General features: G+C 73.1%; 21 protein-coding genes. 18 read left to right on the top strand and 3 right to left on the bottom strand.

Annotation, left to right across the window (positions count from 1 at the left end; translation table 11 throughout):
* The first annotated feature begins 3 nt into the window (after window positions 1-3).
* The 7 genes from RM812_RS35315 (at window position 4) to RM812_RS35285 (ending at window position 4,251) form a co-directional block, all read left to right on the top strand.
* On the top strand, window positions 4-168 hold the full coding sequence (locus RM812_RS35315; protein ID WP_311582663.1) for a hypothetical protein: 165 nt from the start codon (window positions 4-6) through the stop codon (window positions 166-168).
* Window positions 165-818, top strand: a complete 654-nt coding sequence (gene hisH, locus RM812_RS35310) for an imidazole glycerol phosphate synthase subunit HisH (RefSeq protein ID WP_311582658.1) — start codon at window positions 165-167, stop codon at window positions 816-818. Before RM812_RS35315 ends, hisH begins: the two co-directional genes overlap by 4 nt.
* 2 nt (window positions 819-820) lie before the next feature.
* Window positions 821-1,546, top strand: coding sequence for a bifunctional 1-(5-phosphoribosyl)-5-((5-phosphoribosylamino)methylideneamino)imidazole-4-carboxamide isomerase/phosphoribosylanthranilate isomerase PriA (gene priA, locus RM812_RS35305; protein WP_311582655.1), 726 nt, complete (start codon window positions 821-823; stop codon window positions 1,544-1,546).
* Entirely contained in the window at window positions 1,543-1,947 is a 405-nt protein-coding gene (locus tag RM812_RS35300; protein WP_311582650.1) for a RidA family protein, read from the top strand. The genes priA and RM812_RS35300 overlap by 4 nt, the downstream gene beginning before the upstream one ends.
* Window positions 1,944-2,699, top strand: a complete 756-nt coding sequence (gene hisF / locus RM812_RS35295) for an imidazole glycerol phosphate synthase subunit HisF (protein ID WP_311582646.1) — start codon at window positions 1,944-1,946, stop codon at window positions 2,697-2,699. Before RM812_RS35300 ends, hisF begins: the two co-directional genes overlap by 4 nt.
* Before the next feature lie 66 nt (window positions 2,700-2,765).
* Complete coding sequence (locus RM812_RS35290) at window positions 2,766-2,981, top strand: hypothetical protein (RefSeq protein ID WP_311582643.1); 216 nt, start codon at window positions 2,766-2,768, stop codon at window positions 2,979-2,981.
* 4 nt (window positions 2,982-2,985) lie between these two features.
* A complete protein-coding gene (locus tag RM812_RS35285; protein WP_311582640.1) occupies window positions 2,986-4,251 on the top strand; it encodes an MFS transporter in 1,266 nt (421 codons plus the stop codon).
* Between the two features lie 143 nt (window positions 4,252-4,394).
* On the opposite strand, the gene RM812_RS35280 is transcribed toward RM812_RS35285, so the two are convergent.
* A complete protein-coding gene (locus tag RM812_RS35280; RefSeq protein ID WP_311582637.1) occupies window positions 4,395-5,030 on the bottom strand; it encodes a TIGR03085 family metal-binding protein in 636 nt (211 codons plus the stop codon).
* An 81-nt stretch (window positions 5,031-5,111) separates the two neighbouring features.
* Between RM812_RS35280 and hisI the strand changes: the two genes are divergently transcribed.
* The 11 genes from hisI to lgt all read left to right on the top strand — a co-directional run bounded on the left by hisI (window position 5,112) and on the right by lgt (window position 14,090).
* Window positions 5,112-5,522, top strand: coding sequence for a phosphoribosyl-AMP cyclohydrolase (gene hisI / locus RM812_RS35275; protein ID WP_311582634.1), 411 nt, complete (start codon window positions 5,112-5,114; stop codon window positions 5,520-5,522).
* Between the two features lie 20 nt (window positions 5,523-5,542).
* Window positions 5,543-7,042 carry an anthranilate synthase component I gene (locus tag RM812_RS35270; RefSeq protein WP_311582744.1) on the top strand — a complete coding sequence of 500 codons (1,500 nt, stop codon included), beginning with the start codon at window positions 5,543-5,545 and terminating at the stop codon, window positions 7,040-7,042.
* A gap of 62 nt (window positions 7,043-7,104) precedes the next feature.
* Entirely contained in the window at window positions 7,105-7,746 is a 642-nt protein-coding gene (locus tag RM812_RS35265; protein ID WP_311582631.1) for a TIGR02234 family membrane protein, read from the top strand.
* Window positions 7,747-7,950: 204 nt separating this feature from the next.
* The gene (locus RM812_RS35260) at window positions 7,951-8,202 is read left to right on the top strand and encodes an HGxxPAAW family protein (RefSeq protein ID WP_311582628.1); all 252 of its coding nucleotides are present in this window, start codon (window positions 7,951-7,953) and stop codon (window positions 8,200-8,202) included.
* A 98-nt stretch (window positions 8,203-8,300) separates the two neighbouring features.
* Window positions 8,301-8,765, top strand: coding sequence for a DUF2752 domain-containing protein (locus RM812_RS35255; protein ID WP_311582741.1), 465 nt, complete (start codon window positions 8,301-8,303; stop codon window positions 8,763-8,765).
* A gap of 118 nt (window positions 8,766-8,883) precedes the next feature.
* Complete coding sequence (trpC, locus tag RM812_RS35250; protein WP_311582625.1) at window positions 8,884-9,693, top strand: indole-3-glycerol phosphate synthase TrpC; 810 nt, start codon at window positions 8,884-8,886, stop codon at window positions 9,691-9,693.
* A gap of 20 nt (window positions 9,694-9,713) precedes the next feature.
* A complete protein-coding gene (gene trpM / locus RM812_RS35245) occupies window positions 9,714-9,887 on the top strand; it encodes a tryptophan biosynthesis modulator TrpM (protein WP_311582622.1) in 174 nt (57 codons plus the stop codon).
* Between the two features lie 106 nt (window positions 9,888-9,993).
* Window positions 9,994-11,280 (top strand): tryptophan synthase subunit beta, encoded by a 1,287-nt coding sequence (gene trpB, locus RM812_RS35240; RefSeq protein ID WP_311582619.1) that lies wholly within the window; start codon window positions 9,994-9,996, stop codon window positions 11,278-11,280.
* Window positions 11,277-12,092 (top strand): tryptophan synthase subunit alpha, encoded by an 816-nt coding sequence (gene trpA / locus RM812_RS35235; protein ID WP_311582616.1) that lies wholly within the window; start codon window positions 11,277-11,279, stop codon window positions 12,090-12,092. Before trpB ends, trpA begins: the two co-directional genes overlap by 4 nt.
* 111 nt (window positions 12,093-12,203) lie before the next feature.
* Window positions 12,204-12,977, top strand: coding sequence for a DsbA family protein (locus RM812_RS35230; protein ID WP_311582613.1), 774 nt, complete (start codon window positions 12,204-12,206; stop codon window positions 12,975-12,977).
* 102 nt (window positions 12,978-13,079) lie between these two features.
* Entirely contained in the window at window positions 13,080-14,090 is a 1,011-nt protein-coding gene (gene lgt / locus RM812_RS35225; RefSeq protein ID WP_311582610.1) for a prolipoprotein diacylglyceryl transferase, read from the top strand.
* A 58-nt stretch (window positions 14,091-14,148) separates the two neighbouring features.
* Here the strand turns inward: lgt and RM812_RS35220 are convergent, their stop codons facing one another.
* Both RM812_RS35220 and RM812_RS35215 read right to left on the bottom strand, forming a co-directional pair.
* Window positions 14,149-14,973, bottom strand: a complete 825-nt coding sequence (locus RM812_RS35220; RefSeq protein WP_311582608.1) for an HpcH/HpaI aldolase/citrate lyase family protein — start codon at window positions 14,971-14,973, stop codon at window positions 14,149-14,151.
* Window positions 14,970-16,136 (bottom strand): CaiB/BaiF CoA transferase family protein, encoded by a 1,167-nt coding sequence (locus RM812_RS35215; RefSeq protein WP_311582605.1) that lies wholly within the window; start codon window positions 16,134-16,136, stop codon window positions 14,970-14,972. The genes RM812_RS35220 and RM812_RS35215 overlap by 4 nt, the downstream gene beginning before the upstream one ends.
* Window positions 16,137-16,138: the final 2 nt, after the last annotated feature.

Below are 16,138 nucleotides of genomic sequence, written 5' to 3'. Positions count from 1 at the left end.
CCCATGAACGGTTCGTCCACCGCACTGATCGTCGTCGGCCTGTTCTTCATCGGCGGCATCATCTCCTTCGCCAAGCAGCAGATGCCCAAGGGCCTCATCGTGCTGCTCTCCATCGGCGCCGCGATGTGTCTCTTCGCCGGCGTCCTGAGGCTGGAGGTCTGGAATTGAGCGCCCCGGCGCGCGGTTCGAAGAAGGTCGTCGTCTTCGACTACGGCTTCGGCAACGTCCGTTCCGCCGAGCGTGCCCTCGCGCGCGCGGGAGCGGACGTGGAGATCACCCGTGACTTCGACAAGGCGATGAACGCCGACGGGCTGCTCGTCCCCGGCGTCGGCGCCTTCGCCGCGTGCATGGAGGGCCTGCGGGCCGCCCGCGGCGACTGGGTCGTGGACCGCCGGCTGTCCGGCGGACGCCCCGTGATGGGTATCTGTGTCGGCATGCAGATCCTCTTCGCGCGCGGCATCGAGCACGGCGTCGAGGCCGAGGGGCTGGACGAGTGGCCCGGCACGGTCGGACCGCTCCAGGCCGACGTCGTGCCCCACATGGGCTGGAACACGGTCGAGGCACCGGCCGACTCCCAGCTCTTCGCCGGCCTGGACGCGGACGCCCGCTTCTACTTCGTGCACTCCTACGCCGTCCACGACTGGACCCAGGAGGCGCACAACCCGCTGATCGCCGCCCCCAAGGTCACCTGGTCCACGCACGGCAAGCCGTTCGTGGCCGCCGTGGAGAACGGCGCCCTGTGGGCCACCCAGTTCCACCCCGAGAAGTCCGGCGACGCCGGAGCCCAGCTCCTCACCAACTGGATCGAGACCCTGTAGAGATGAGCAAGCTCGAACTCCTCCCCGCCGTCGACGTCCGCGACGGCCAGGCCGTCCGCCTCGTGCACGGCGAGTCCGGCACCGAGACCTCCTACGGCTCCCCGCTGGAGGCCGCCCTCGCCTGGCAGCGCTCCGGCGCCGAGTGGCTGCACCTGGTCGACCTGGACGCCGCGTTCGGCACCGGGGACAACCGCGAGCTGATCGCCGAGGTCGCGAAGGCCATGGACATCAAGGTCGAGCTGTCCGGCGGCATCCGCGACGACGACACGCTCGCCGCCGCGCTCGCCACCGGCTGCACCCGCGTCAACCTCGGCACCGCCGCCCTGGAGACCCCCGAGTGGGTCGCCAAGGTCATCGCCGAGCACGGCGACAAGATCGCGGTCGGTCTGGACGTACGGGGCACCACCCTGCGGGGCCGCGGCTGGACCCGGGACGGCGGCGACCTCTACGAGACGCTGGCCCGCCTCGACAAGGAGGGCTGCGCCCGCTACGTCGTCACGGACATCGCCAAGGACGGCACCCTCCAGGGCCCCAACCTGGAGCTCCTGAAGAACGTCTGCGCGGCGACCGACCGCCCGGTCGTGGCGTCCGGCGGCGTGTCGTCCCTGGACGACCTGCGCGCGATCGCCGGTCTCGTCCCGGCCGGTGTCGAGGGGGCCATCGTCGGGAAGGCCCTGTACGCGAAGGCGTTCACGCTGGAAGAGGCCTTGGAGGCTGTGTCGACATGACGTCCGAAGCCGTACGGCGCGTGCGCAGTGGAAGTCCCTGGGAAGAGTCCTTCGGTTTCGCACGGGCCGTGGCGGCGGGTGACCGGGTCATCGTGGCGGGCACGACCGCCTTCAAGGGCGACGTGCTGTACGGCGACGGCGACCCGTACGAACAGACCAAGGTGGCCTTCACCACCGCGGTCGAGGCGATCGGCGAGTTCGGTCTCGCCGTCGAATCCGTGATCCGCACCCGTGTGTACCTGGCACACTCACGCGACGTGGACGCGGCGGGCCGGGCCCACAAGGAGCTGTTCGACTCCGTGCGCCCGGTCACGACCCTGCTGGTCGTGGAGGGTTTCATCGACTCGCGGGTCCTGGTGACAGTCGAACTGGAAGCGTATAGAGGAGCCGTGGATTCATGACCCTGGCGGTCCGAGTCATCCCCTGCCTGGACGTGGACAACGGCCGGGTCGTCAAGGGCGTCAACTTCCAGAACCTGCGCGACGCGGGTGACCCCGTCGAGATGGCCAAGGTGTACGACACCGAGGGCGCCGACGAGCTGACGTTCCTGGACATCACCGCCTCGTCGGGCAACCGCGAGACGACGTACGACGTGGTGCGCCGCACCGCCGAGCAGGTGTTCATCCCGCTGACCGTCGGCGGCGGCGTGCGCACCGCCGAGGACGTGGACAAGCTGCTGCGGGCCGGCGCCGACAAGGTGGGCGTGAACACGGCCGCCATCGCCCGCCCCGACCTGATCCGCGAGATCGCCGAGCGGTTCGGCCGCCAGGTCCTCGTCCTGTCGGTGGACGCGCGCCGCGGCGATTCGGGCTCCTTCGAGGTGACCACCCACGGTGGTCGGCGCGGCACCGGCATCGACGCCGTGGAGTGGGCGCACCGGGCCGCCGAGCTGGGGGCGGGGGAGATCCTGCTGAACTCGATGGACGCGGACGGCACGAAGGACGGCTACGACCTGGAGATGATCGCGGCGGTCCGCAAGCACGTGACCGTCCCGGTGATCGCCTCCGGCGGCGCGGGCCGCCTCGCCGACTTCGCCCCCGCCGTGGCGGCGGGCGCGGACGCGGTGCTCGCGGCGTCCGTCTTCCACTTCGGGGACCTGCGGATCGGCGAGGTCAAGGAGACGCTGCGGGGGGCGGGGCATCCCGTTCGCTAGTTCGGGTGCCGCTCTTGGCGGTGAGTGCGGTAGTGACTGCGGTTCCAGTCCCGTTAGGGTGCTCATATGGCCGCGATGTCCCTGCACACCGCGCTGCGGCTCAGGCCGTTCAGCGACTACGACGCCTCCATCGGTGTGGCCTGCGTCTGGGAGTACATGGAGCAGTCAGGGACGCCGTTCGAGCTGCCCTACGGCGAGGCCGCCACACTCGTGGCCGATATCCGAAGCGACGGGGCCGACCCCAACGAAACCGCCCGCCTGCTCCACGACTGGGCTGAATGACCCGGTGGCCGACCTCACGGACATAACCGCCCCCCGGGCGTGCCTCACCCCCGACCGCCCCGCCCACCGCGACGGCAACGTGCTGCGCTGGGTCGCGGCCTACACCGCCTCCATGATCGGCGACACGGTCTTCTTCCTCGCGCTGTCCTGGGCCGCCGTACAGAACGGCAGCCCCGCCGAGGCCGGGGTCGTCACGGCCGTGAGCGCGGTGCCGCGGGCGCTGCTCATGCTCGGCGGCGGTGTGGTCGCCGACCGGCTGGGGCCGCGCAAGGTCGTCATCGGCAGCGACGCCGTACGGTGCCTCACGGTCCTGGCGGTCGCCGCGGTGCTCTTCGCGACCGACCCCGGACTGTGGCTGCTGGCCCTGCTCGCCATCGTCTTCGGCACCGTCGACGCCCTGTTCCTGCCCGCCGTCGGGGCGCTGCCCGCCCGCATCACCGCCAAGGACCAGCTCGCCCGCGTCCAGGGCATGCGCGGTCTCGCCGTCCGCTTCGCCGCCGTTGTCGGCGCACCGCTCGGGGGCCTCAGCGTGGCGGTCGGCGGCGCGGCGACGGCCTTCGCCTTCGCCGGGCTGCTGATCGCCGTGTCGGTGCCGCTGCTGATCTCCGTACGGATGCGCGAGCTGCCGCCCGACGACGCCACGGCCCCGGCGCAGGAGACCACCGCGTGGCGGGACCTGGTGGCCGGGCTCCGCCACATCCGGCGGCACCCCGTCCTCGGCCCGCTGATGGTGACCATCGCCCTCGGCGACCTCGGCTTCGTCGGCCCCCTCAACGTGGGCCTGACCCTGCTCGCGGACGAACGCGGCTGGGGAGCGTCCGGGATGGGCTGGGTGCTCGCCGGATTCGGCACGGGCGCCGGCGTCGCCGCCCTGCTGCTGACCGTACGGGGGCGCCTGCCGCGCGCCGGATGCGTCGCCGCCGGCGCCATCATCCCCGGCGCGGCGGCGATCGGCGCCCTGGCACACGCTCCCGGCCTCCCCGCGGCCGTCGGCACCGCGGTGGTCGTCGGGCTGCTCACCGGGCTCAGCGGCGCCATGTGCGGGGCCTTGCTGCAGACCCAGTCCGACCCCGCCTACCTGGGGCGGGTCACCGCGGTCGCCGGGATCGTCAGCCTCGGTGTCGCACCGCTGAGCATGCCGCTGTCCGCCGCCGCCATCGGCGTCTGGGGCACCGGCCCGGTCTTCGCCGTCAGCGCCGCGGTCTGCGCCCTCGGCGGGGTCGTCGCCCTGTGCGCGCCGGGCGTGCGGCGGGCCGAACTCCCGCGCTAGCGGACCCCGGGCCCGGGGTCCCCGGGCTTGGTGAACCCCGGTCTTGGTGAACCCCGGGCTTGGCGGGCCCCTCGGGCTTGGTGAACCCCGGGCCGGCGGAACCTATGGGCTTGGCGGACCCCCGGGCCCGGCGGACCCCGGGCTCAGATCCCGAGCTGCTTGGTCTCGCTCAGCCTGGCGATCGCGTCCTTCTCCCCCTCCAGCTCCACCTTCGCGGCGCTCTGCCGGCCGTACGCGAACAGCAGCAGCTCGGACGGCTCGCCCGTCGCCGTCACCACCGGCGTACCGCGATGGGCGACCGTCGTCTGGCCGTTCGGCCGGCGCAGCACCAGACCCGTCGGGATGCCCCGGCCCATCAGACGGGCGGCGCGCTCCAGCCGCGACCACAGGGCGTCCTGGAAGACCGGGTCCAGCTCGCGCGGCGTCCAGTCCGGCTGGGCACGGCGGACGTCCTCGGTGTGGACGTAGAACTCCACCGTGTTCGCCGCCTCGTCGACCTGCTTGAGCGAGAACGGCGAGAACCGCGGCGGGCCGGTGCGGATGAGCTGGATCAGCTCCTCGTACGGCTTCGCGCCGTACTCCTCCATCACCCGGTCCAGCCGGGACGCCAGCTGCTTGATCAGGTTGCCCCCGGCGGCGTCCGGCCGGCGCTCGCGCACCACCACGTGCGCGGCGAGGTCACGGGTCCGCCAGCCCTCGCACAGAGTGGGGGCGTCCGGGCCCGCCGTCTCCAACAGGTCGGCGAGCAGAAGTCGTTCACGCTTGGCGAAAGTCGACATGGAGTCAGCCTACGGCGGCCGGCCGGGTCCGCCCAATGGACAGCGCCGGGGCGTGTCCGTACCGCGCGGCACAATGGGCGCATGACCAGCAGCTCCCCCCGGCCGCCCAGCCCGCTCGCCCCGGAGATCGCCGCACGCCTCAAGCGCAGCGCCGACGGCCTCCTGCCCGCCATCGCCCAGCAGTACGACACCGGGGAGGTGCTGATGCTCGGCTGGATGGACGACGAGGCACTGCACCGCACGCTGACCACGGGACGTTGCACCTACTGGTCGCGCAGCCGCCGGGAGTACTGGGTCAAGGGCGACACCTCCGGGCACTTCCAGTGGGTGAAGTCCGTCGCCCTGGACTGCGACGCCGACACCGTCCTGGTCAAGGTCGACCAGGTCGGCGCCGCCTGCCACACCGGGGCCCGCACCTGCTTCGACGCGGACGTGCTCCTCGCCCACGGCGGGGACGGCGCGGGTGCCGACACGCCCGCCGCGGATCAGTAGGGTCTGCCGCCATGGACGTCATGGACCTCGAGACCTTCCGCAAGCTCGCCGCCGACCGCCGGGTGATCCCGGTCAGCCGCAAGCTCCTCGCCGACGGCGACACCCCGGTCGCGCTGTACCGCAAGCTCGCCGCCGAGCGCCCCGGCACCTTCCTGCTGGAGTCCGCCGAGAACGGACGTACGGCGTTCCAATGGTCTCGGTACTCCTTCGTCGGCGTCCGCAGCGCCGCCACCCTCACCGAGCGGGACGGCGAGGCGCACTGGCAGGGCACCCCGCCCGTCGGCGTCCCCACCGACGGCGACCCGCTCGCCGCCCTGCGCGCCACCGTCGAGGCCCTGCACACCCCCCGCGACCTCGCCCACGACCTGGGGCTGCCGCCCTTCACCGGCGGCATGGTCGGCTACCTCGGCTACGACATCGTGCGCCGCCTGGAGAAGGTCGGCCCGGGGGAGCGCGACGACCTGAAGCTCCCCGAGCTGACCATGCTGCTCACCAGCGACCTCGCCGTCATGGACCACTGGGAGGGCTCGGTCCTGCTGATCGCCAACGCGATCAACCACAACGACCTCGAGGCGGGCGTCGACGAGGCCTACGCCGACGCGGTCGCCCGCCTGGACGCCATGGAGGCCGACCTCACGCGCGCGGTGGCCCAGCCGCCGGCCGCGCTGCCGCCCTCCGAGCTGCCCGAGTACACCGCGCTGTGGGGCGGACCCGACTTCCAGGAGGCCGTCGAGGACGTCAAGGAGCGCATCCGCGCGGGCGAGGCCTTCCAGGTCGTCCCCTCGCAGCGCTTCGAGACGCCGTGCACGGCGAGCGCCCTGGACGTGTACCGGGTGCTGCGGGCCACCAACCCGTCCCCGTACATGTACCTGCTCCGCCTCGACGGATTCGACGTCGTCGGATCGTCCCCCGAGGCGCTGGTCAAGGTCGAGGACGGGCGCGCCATGGTGCACCCCATCGCCGGCACCCGCCCGCGCGGCGCCACCCCGCAGGAGGACCAGGCCCTCGCCGACGAGCTGCTCGCCGACCCCAAGGAGCGCGCCGAGCACCTGATGCTCGTCGACCTCGGGCGCAACGACCTCGGACGCGTCTGCGAACCCGGCTCGGTCGAGGTCGTCGACTTCATGTCCGTCGAGCGGTACTCGCACGTCATGCACATCGTCTCGACGGTCACCGGCCGGGTCGCCCCGGGCCGCACCGCCTTCGACGTCCTCACCGCCTGCTTCCCGGCCGGCACCCTCTCCGGCGCCCCCAAGCCGCGCGCCCTGCAGATCATCGACGAACTCGAACCCTCCCGGCGCGGCCTGTACGGCGGCTGCGTCGGCTACCTCGACTTCGCGGGCGACTCCGACACCGCCATCGCCATCCGCACGGCACTGCTGCGCGACGGCACGGCCTACGTGCAGGCGGGCGCGGGCGTCGTCGCCGACTCCGACCCGGTGGCCGAGGACACCGAGTGCCGCAACAAGGCCGCGGCGGTGCTGCGGGCGGTGCACACGGCCAACCGGCTGGGGCAATAGGGCCCTTCTCACGCCTCCCGTTCGGGGCCCCGGGTGACGGTTCGCCCGGGGTTCGGGCGATAGTGGAGTACGTGACAGCTGTTCCTCACCCCCGTACCCCAGCCGCAGGACCCGCCCGGGCCGGCCGCCGGAGCCTCGCCGCCGCCCTGCTGTGCGGCGCGCTCGGCGCGGCCGTCGCCCTGCTCGCCACCCGGCAGGAGTGGTCCCAGGGCACCGCGACGGTGGCCGGCGGCGCGTTCCCGCTGACCGCCAAGGGCAGCGACGTCACGGGCGTGCCCGCGGCGCTCGCCATAGTGGGCCTCGCCGCGCTCGTCGCCGTCTTCGCGGTCCGCCGCACGGGCCGGTTCGCCGTCGCCGTGCTGCTCGCGCTGAGCGGCGCGGGCACCGTCGCCGCGGCCCTGGTCGGCGCCTCCGACAGCTCCGCGCTGGACGATCAGGCCGCCAAGGCCGCCGGCGACACCTCGGCCACCGTGGACGCCCTCTCCCACACCGCCTGGCCGTACGTCGCGGCCGTGGGCGGCGCCCTGCTGCTGCTGGCCGGGCTGCTCGCCCTGCGCTACGGCCGCCTGTGGCCCGCGATGTCCGGCCGCTACGAACGGGACGGAACGCCGCGCCCGCGCCGCAAGCCGCAGACCGTCGACCCCGACCGGCCCGAGGACCTGTGGAAGGCCCTCGACCGCGGCGAGGACCCGACCGGAGCCTGAACCGCCGAGGGGCGGACCGGCGGTGCGGTTCGCCGCGCGTCACCCGCGCGCGGGGGCACCCGGTCACCCGCGCGGGCGCCCGGAACGCTCGGCGACCGCCACGCGCGCGTGTGGAGCACCCCCGCTCATCACGCGCGCGCCCGTGCGGGACAATGGGTACGAGCGTCCTGCTCAGACACGGCACACAGCAACGAGGAGCAAGCAATGGCGGGCAGCAGCCACGGTCACACCCCGGCCGCCTGGACCGGTGTCATCATCGCCTTCATCGGTTTCTGCATCGCGGGCATGTTCATGGTGGCGGCCCAGCCGGCGGGCTTCTGGGCCGGCATGGCGGTCGTGCTCCTCGGCGGCCTCGTGGGCGTCATCATGCGCTCGATGGGCCTCGGCCAGCCGAAGCAGAACCACCCCGTGCACCAGGTCACCGACGAGCGCGCCGCGGCCGGCGCCAAGGGCTGACGCCGTACGGCGATCACGCGCTACTTCCCGAGGGGCGCACCCGGCAGCCGAGTGCCGGGTGCGCCCCTCGCGTGCGGGTACGGGCCGTGCCGGGCAGAATGCGGGGCGTGGACGCCGAGAGCCCGAACCCGAACCCGAGCAGGACCGCACCCGCGTCCGGCGTCCTGGCCGTCGCCGCGCGGACGGCCGTCCCCGCCGGGGTCCTCGCGGCCGTCGTCGGCGCCTTCGCGTACGTCGGGAGCGTGGACCCCAACGAGCCCGGCCACTACCCCGTCTGCCCCCTGCTGCGCCTCACCGGCCTCTACTGCCCCGGCTGCGGCGGCCTGCGCAGCGCCCACGCGTTCGTCCACGGGGACGTGCTGACCGCGCTGCACGCCAACGCGCCGGCCGTCCTCGGCTATCCGGGCTTCGCCGTGCTGTGGACCTTCTGGGTGATCCGCGCGGTGCGCGGCCGACCGCTGCGGATCGACCTCGGCCCGGTCCACCTGTGGACGCTGGGGACGTTGCTGCTGGTCTTCACGGTTGTCCGGAACCTGCCGTTCGGTGGCTGGCTCCTGCCTTGATCACGCGACGAACGTCCAGGTAGTGGGACCGTCGTCAACCGGATGCGGGGCCCGTGCCCCGCTCCGGATACCATCACAAGTGACCACAGGTTTCGCCGTCTGAAAGGGGGCCGCTCGCGTGAGTGTGCTCGACGAGATCATCGACGGAGTCCGTGCCGACCTCGCGGAACGGCAGGCGCGCGTCAGCCTCGACGAGCTCAAGGAGCGCGCGGCCAAGGCTCGCCCCGCCAAGGACGGCGTGTCCGCGCTGCGCGGCGAGGGCGTCAAGGTGATCTGCGAGGTCAAGCGCTCCAGCCCGTCCAAGGGCGCGCTGGCGGCCATCGCCGACCCGGCCGGACTCGCCGCCGACTACGAGGCGGGCGGCGCCGCCGTCATCTCCGTCCTCACCGAGCAGCGCCGCTTCGGCGGCTCGCTGGCCGACCTGGACTCGGTCCGCGCGCGCGTGGACGTCCCCGTACTGCGCAAGGACTTCATCGTCACCTCGTACCAGCTGTGGGAGGCCCGCGCGCACGGCGCCGACCTCGTCCTGCTGATCGTCGCGGCCCTCGAACAGCCTGCGCTGGAGTCGCTGATCGAGCGCGCCGAGTCCATCGGGCTCACCCCGCTCGTCGAGGTGCACGACGAGGACGAGGTCGAGCGCGCCGTGGACGCCGGCGCCAGGATCATCGGCGTCAACGCGCGCAACCTGAAGACCCTGGAGGTCGACCGCGGCACCTTCGAGCGGGTCGCCCCGGAGATCCCGGCCGGCATCGTCAAGGTCGCCGAGTCCGGCGTCCGCGGCCCGCACGACCTCATCGCCTACGCCAACGAGGGCGCCGACGCCGTCCTGGTCGGCGAGTCCCTGGTCACCGGCCGCGACCCCAAGACCGCCGTATCCGACCTGGTGGCCGCCGGCGAACACCCGGCACTGCGGCACGGGCGCGGCTGACTCCCGGTAGGCTGATCCCGATGACCTCCCTGCTCGCCCTGGCCGCCAGGGACCCCTCCGCGCGCCTGGCCCGCGGCTGCCGCCCCCGCGGCTGCCGCGCCCCCGCACGCCGGGTCCACGGCCGCCGGGTGCGCTACGTCATCGGGGACGAACCCGGGCAGGTCAACGGCATGCGATGGCACCAGCGCCCCTGAGGGGCGCGGGGACGCGCGACCAGCCACGTAAGGCCCGCAGCCGACACATGAGTCCCCGCCCCCACGGCGATTGGTCCACACCAGACACTCACCGTGAGGTACACGCATGCCCAGCAACTTCTTCATCCCCGACCCCGAGGGTCAGGTCCCCAGTCCCGAGGGCTACTTCGGGACGTACGGCGGCAAGTTCATCCCGGAGGCCCTCGTCGCCGCCGTCGACGAGGTGGCCGTCGAGTACGACAAGGCCAAGGCCGACCCCGAGTTCGCCCGGGAGCTCGACGACCTGCTCGTCCACTACACGGGTCGCCCCAGCTCCCTCACCGAGGTCCCCCGGTTCGCCGAGCACGCCGGTGGCGCCCGGATCTTCCTCAAGCGCGAGGACCTGAACCACACCGGCTCCCACAAGATCAACAACGTGCTCGGCCAGGCCCTGCTGACCAAGCGCATGGGCAAGACCCGCGTGATCGCCGAGACCGGCGCCGGCCAGCACGGCGTGGCGACGGCGACGGCCTGCGCGCTCTTCGGCCTCGACTGCACCATCTACATGGGCGAGATCGACACGCAGCGCCAGGCTCTCAACGTGGCCCGCATGCGCATGCTCGGCGCCGAGGTCATCGCCGTGAAGTCCGGCAGCCGCACGCTGAAGGACGCCATCAACGAGGCCTTCCGCGACTGGGTCGCCAACGTCGACCGCACCCACTACCTGTTCGGCACCGTCGCCGGACCCCACCCCTTCCCGGCGATGGTGCGCGACTTCCACCGCGTCATCGGCGTCGAGGCCCGCCGCCAGCTCCTGGAGCAGGCCGGACGCCTCCCCGACGCGGCGATCGCCTGCGTCGGCGGCGGCTCCAACGCCATCGGCCTCTTCCACGCCTTCATCCCGGACACGGACGTCCGCCTCATCGGCTGCGAGCCCGCCGGGCACGGCGTCGAGACCGGCGAGCACGCGGCCACCCTGACCGCGGGCGAGCCCGGCATCCTGCACGGCTCCCGCTCCTACGTCCTCCAGGACGACGAGGGCCAGATCACCGAGCCGTACTCCATCTCGGCCGGCCTGGACTACCCGGGCATCGGACCGGAGCACTCCTACCTCAAGGACTCCGGCCGCGGCGAGTACCGCGCGGTCACCGACGACGCCGCCATGCAGGCGCTGCGGCTGCTGTCGCGCACCGAGGGCATCATCCCGGCCATCGAGAGCGCCCACGCGCTGGCCGGCGCCCTGGAGGTCGGCAAGGAGCTGGGCAAGGACGGGCTGATCGTCGTCAACCTGTCCGGCCGCGGTGACAAGGACATGGACACCGCCGCCCGCTACTTCGGGCTGTACGACACCGACGCCGAGGTCGCCGCCGACGAGGCCGGCGGCACCGCCGAGATCGAGGGGGACGCCAAGTGAGCGGGAACGCGCAGCTGCTGAAGGACACCCTCGCCGCGGCGAAGTCCGAGGACCGCGCCGCCCTCATCGCCTACCTCCCGGCCGGGTTCCCGACCGTGGACGGCGGCATCGAGGCGATCAAGGCCGCGCTGGACGGCGGCGCCGACGTCGTCGAGGTGGGCCTGCCGCACAGCGACCCCGTCCTGGACGGCCCGGTCATCCAGACCGCCGACGACATCGCCCTGCGCGGCGGTGTGCGGATCGCCGACGTGATGCGCACCGTCCGCGAGGCGCACGCGGCCACCGGCAAGCCGATCCTGATCATGACGTACTGGAACCCCATCGACCGCTACGGCGTCGAGCGGTTCACCGCCGAACTGGCCGGGGCGGGCGGCGCCGGGTGCATCCTGCCCGACCTGCCGGTCCAGGAATCGGCGCTGTGGAGGGAGCACGCGGACAAGCACGGGCTCGCCACCGTCTTCGTGGTCGCGCCCAGCAGCAGGGACAAGCGGCTCGCCGAGATCACCGCGGCCGGCAGCGGCTTCGTCTACGCCGCCTCCCTCATGGGCGTCACCGGCACCCGCGAGTCGGTCGGCGCGCAGGCCGAGGACCTGGTGCGGCGCACCCGCGCCACCACCGACATCCCGGTCTGCGTCGGACTCGGCGTCTCCAACGCCGCGCAGGCCGCCGAGGTGGCCGGCTTCGCCGATGGCGTGATCGTCGGCTCCGCGTTCGTCAAGCGCATGCTGGACGCCCCCGACGACGCGGCCGGCGTCGAGGGCGTCCGCGCGCTCGCCGCCGACCTGGCGAAGGGCGTGCGCGGACAGGCGTAGGCCGGGCCGCACAGGTCGGGCACGACGGCGGGTAAGTCATACGGGTCCCTCGTAAGGGTGGTCCTGGGACCGGGGAGGCGCGGTGCGCCTCCCCGGTTCGTTCTGCGGGGTGTGAGCGAGAAGAACCGAGAGGGAAAGCGCGCCGCCCGCGAGAAGCTGGCGGTCCAGCGCGAGAAGCAGAAGTCCAGGGACAAGCGCCGCCGCGCGCTGATCGTCGGCGCGAGCGTGGTCTGCGTCCTGGGGCTCGCGGCGGTGATCGGCGTGGTCGCCGCCAACGCGGGCAAGGACGACGGCAGCGAGTCGGCCGGCCCGATCGTGGCGCCCTCCGGCGCCAAGGGCAAGGACAGCCTCGCGATCCCCGTCGGCGAGGAGGGCGCCAAGTCGACGCTCACCATCTGGGAGGACTTCCGCTGCCCGGCCTGCAAGGCCTTCGAGCTGGCGTACCGCGACACGATCCACGAGCTCACCGGCGCCGGACAACTCAAGGTCGAGTACCACCTGGCGACGATCATCGACGGCAACATGGGCGGCACCGGCTCCCGCAAGTCGGCCAACGCCGCCGCCTGCGCCCAGGACGCCGGAAAGTTCCCCGCGTACCACGACGTGCTGTACGACAAGCAGCCGCCGGAGACCGACGACGCCTACGCCGACGAGAACAAGCTCCTCGACCTGGCGCGCGAGGTCGACGGCCTGGACACGACCCTGTTCCAGGAGTGCGTGAAGAACGGAAAGCACAACAGCTGGGTGGAGAAGTCCAACAAGGCGTTCTTCGACGGCGGCTTCACCGGCACGCCGACCGTGCTGCTGGACGGCAAGAACATCTACAAGGACAGCTCCATGACCCCGGCCAAGTTCAAGCGGATGGTGGAGGACGCCAACAAGTAGGACAGCGGGGTGCGAGCGGGGCGCTCCCCGCCCGCCCGTTACGGACCCGTAGCCGGGCTGCCCGACGCGGTTCCCGTCCGACACGGTAGCGTCGACCCTGCCATGGAACTTGCCTTCATTCCCAGCCCGTCGCACGGGGTGCTGCACCTCGGTCCCATCCCGCTGCGCGGCTACGCGTTCTGCATCATCATCGGCGTCTTCGTTGCCGTCTGGCTCGGCAACAAGCGCTGGATCGCCCGGGGCGGGCGGGCCGGCACGGTGGCCGACATCGCGGTCTGGGCCGTTCCGTTCGGTCTGATCGGCGGCCGGCTCTACCACGTGATCACGGACTACCAGCTGTACTTCAGCGAGGGCCGCGACTGGGTCGACGCCTTCAAGATCTGGGAGGGCGGCCTCGGTATCTGGGGCGCGATCGCCTTCGGCGCGGTGGGCGCCTGGATCGGCGCCCGGCGCCGGGGCGTCCCGTTGCCCGTGTACGCCGACGCCGTCGCCCCCGGCATCGCCCTCGCGCAGGCCATCGGCCGCTGGGGCAACTGGTTCAACCAGGAGCTGTACGGCAAGGCCACCGACCTGCCCTGGGCGCTGGAGATCACCTCGTCGGCCGACGGACGGGAGCCGGGCACCTACCACCCGACGTTCCTGTACGAGTCGCTGTGGTGCATCGGTGTCGCCCTGCTCGTCATCTGGGCCGACCGTCGCTTCAAGCTGGGCCACGGGCGGGCGTTCGCCCTGTACGTCGCCGCGTACTGCGCGGGCCGGTTCTGGAGCGAGTACCTGCGCATCGACGACGCCCACCACGTCCTGGGCCTCAGGCTGAACAACTGGACCGCGCTCCTCGTGTTCCTGCTCGCCGTGGTCTACATGGTGCTCTCGGCGCGGAGGCGGCCGGGCCGGGAGGACGTGGTCGAGCCGGGCGCGGAAGCCGCCGACGGTGCCGGTCCGGAGGGGGCCGAGAAGGACGCGGACGCCGACGCCATGGGCCCCGAGGACCTCAAGGGTCCCGAGGACCTCAAGGGCCCCAAGGACCCCGAGGTCTCGGAGAACGCCGAGGCCGAGTCCGCGGACGACGTGCGGGACGTGAAGGACGGCGCCGACCCGGCCAAGAAGGGCTGACGGCCCGCCGTACGTCGTCGAGGGCGCCCGGAGCCACTCCGGGCGCCCTCGACGTGTGTCAGGACAGGACGGGCCGCCGGGCCAGCGAAAGGGTGCGCCGGGCCGTCGCCACCACCGCCGCGTCGATGAACCGGCCGTCCGGCAGCGCCTGGGCGCCCGGTTGCGCGGTGGCCGCCTTGACGACCGTCTCGGCCTCCTCCAGCTCCCGCTCGGTGGGCAGGTACGCCCGCTCGATGACCGCCAGCTGGCGGGGGTGGATCGCGGCCCGGCCGAGGAAGCCGAGAGCGCGGCCGTGGGCGCAGGACGCCGCCAGTCCCTCCAGGTCCCGGATGTCCGGATGCACCGTCTGCGTCGGTGGCGCCAGCCCCGCCGCCCGTGCGGCCACGATCACGCGCGAGCGCGACCAGTCCAGTCCCGCGTCGCCGTGTACGCCCAGGTCGGCGCGGAGGTCCGCCTCTCCGAGGGCGATGCCGCGCAGCACCGGATGAGCGGCGGCGATCGAGTACGCGCGCTCCACGCCCAGGGCGGATTCCAGGAGCGCGTACAGCGGTGGCCCCGCGGTGGCCTCCGCGACGCGGGCGATCTGCTGCGGCGACGTCACCTTGGGCAGCCGCAGCCCGGACAGTCCCGGCAGTGCGGCCAGCGCCGCCAGGTCCGCCGCCGCGAGCGGGCCGTCCAGGGCGTTGACGCGGACGTGGACCGGCACCGCCTGCGGTTCGGTCAGCAGCTCGGCCGTGGCCTCGCGGGCGTAGGCCTTGCGGTCCGGGGCGACCGCGTCCTCCAGGTCGATCACGACGACGTCGGCCCCGGCGGCCAGCGCCCCGGCGACCACCCGGGGCCGGTCCCCAGGCGCGTAGAGCCAGGTCAGCGGCGGCTCCGTCATACGACGCCCTCCTCACGCAGCCCCTTCACATCCGCCGGGGTGAGGCCCAGCTCGGTCAGCACCTCCTCGGTGTCCGCGCCGTGCGGGCGGCCCGCCCAGCGGATCGCGCCGGGCGTGGCGGAGAGCCGGAAGAGGACGTTCTGCATGCGCAGCGGGCCCAGCTCGGGATCGTCGACGGTGGTGACCGTGTCGAGGGCCTGGTACTGCGGGTCGGTCATCACGTCCCGTACGTCCTGGACCGGGGCGATGGCCGCCTCCGCCTCCTCGAAGGCGGCGAGCACATCGGCGCGGCCGTGCCGGGCGATCCAGTCGCCGACGGCCGCGTCCAGCACGTCGCAGTGCCGGGCCCGGTCGGCGCCCGTGGCGAACCAGGGTTCGTCGATCAGCTCCGGGCGGCCCACCAGGCGCATCACGCGCTCGGCGACCGACTGGGCCGAGGTGGAGACGGCGACCCAGGTGCCGTCGGCGGTGCGGTAGGTGTTGCGCGGGGCGTTGTTCTGGGAGCGGTTGCCGGTGCGCTGCTGGACGTGGCCCAGCTGGTCGTACCAGGTCGGCTGCGGGCCCAGCACGGTCAGGATCGGCTCGATGATCGCCATGTCGACGATCTGGCCCGCGCCGGTGCGTTCGCGGGCGGCGAGGGCCGTCATCACGGCGTACGCCGTCGCCAGGGCGGCGATCGAGTCCGCGAGCCCGAACGGTGGCAGCGTCGGGGGCCCGTCCGGCTCACCCGTCATGGCGGCGAAGCCGCTCATGGCCTCGGCGAGCGTGCCGAAGCCGGGTCGGCGCGCGTACGGGCCGACCTGGCCGAAGCCGGTGACCCGGGTGAGCACCAGGCGGGGGTTGACCGCGGACAGCTCGTCCCAGCCCAGGTCCCACTTCTCCAGGGTGCCCGGGCGGAAGTTCTCGACGACGACGTCCGCGGTCGCGGCGAGGCGGAGCAGCGTGGTGCGGCCGGCGGGTTTCGACAGGTCCAGGGTGATCGTGCGCTTGTTGCGGCCCAGCACCTTCCACCACAGGCCGACGCCGTCCTTGGAGGGGCCGTGGCCCCGGGAGGGGTCGGGGCGGGTGGGGTGCTCGACCTTGACGACCTCCGCGCCGAAGTCACCGAGCATGGTGGCGGCGAGGGGGCCCGCGAAGAGGGTGGCGAGGTCGAGGACGCGCAGGC

The organism is Streptomyces lancefieldiae (assembly GCF_031845825.1).
GTDB classification, from domain to species: domain Bacteria; phylum Actinomycetota; class Actinomycetes; order Streptomycetales; family Streptomycetaceae; genus Streptomyces; species Streptomyces lancefieldiae.
This window is presented reverse-complemented; position numbering and strand designations above follow the sequence as displayed.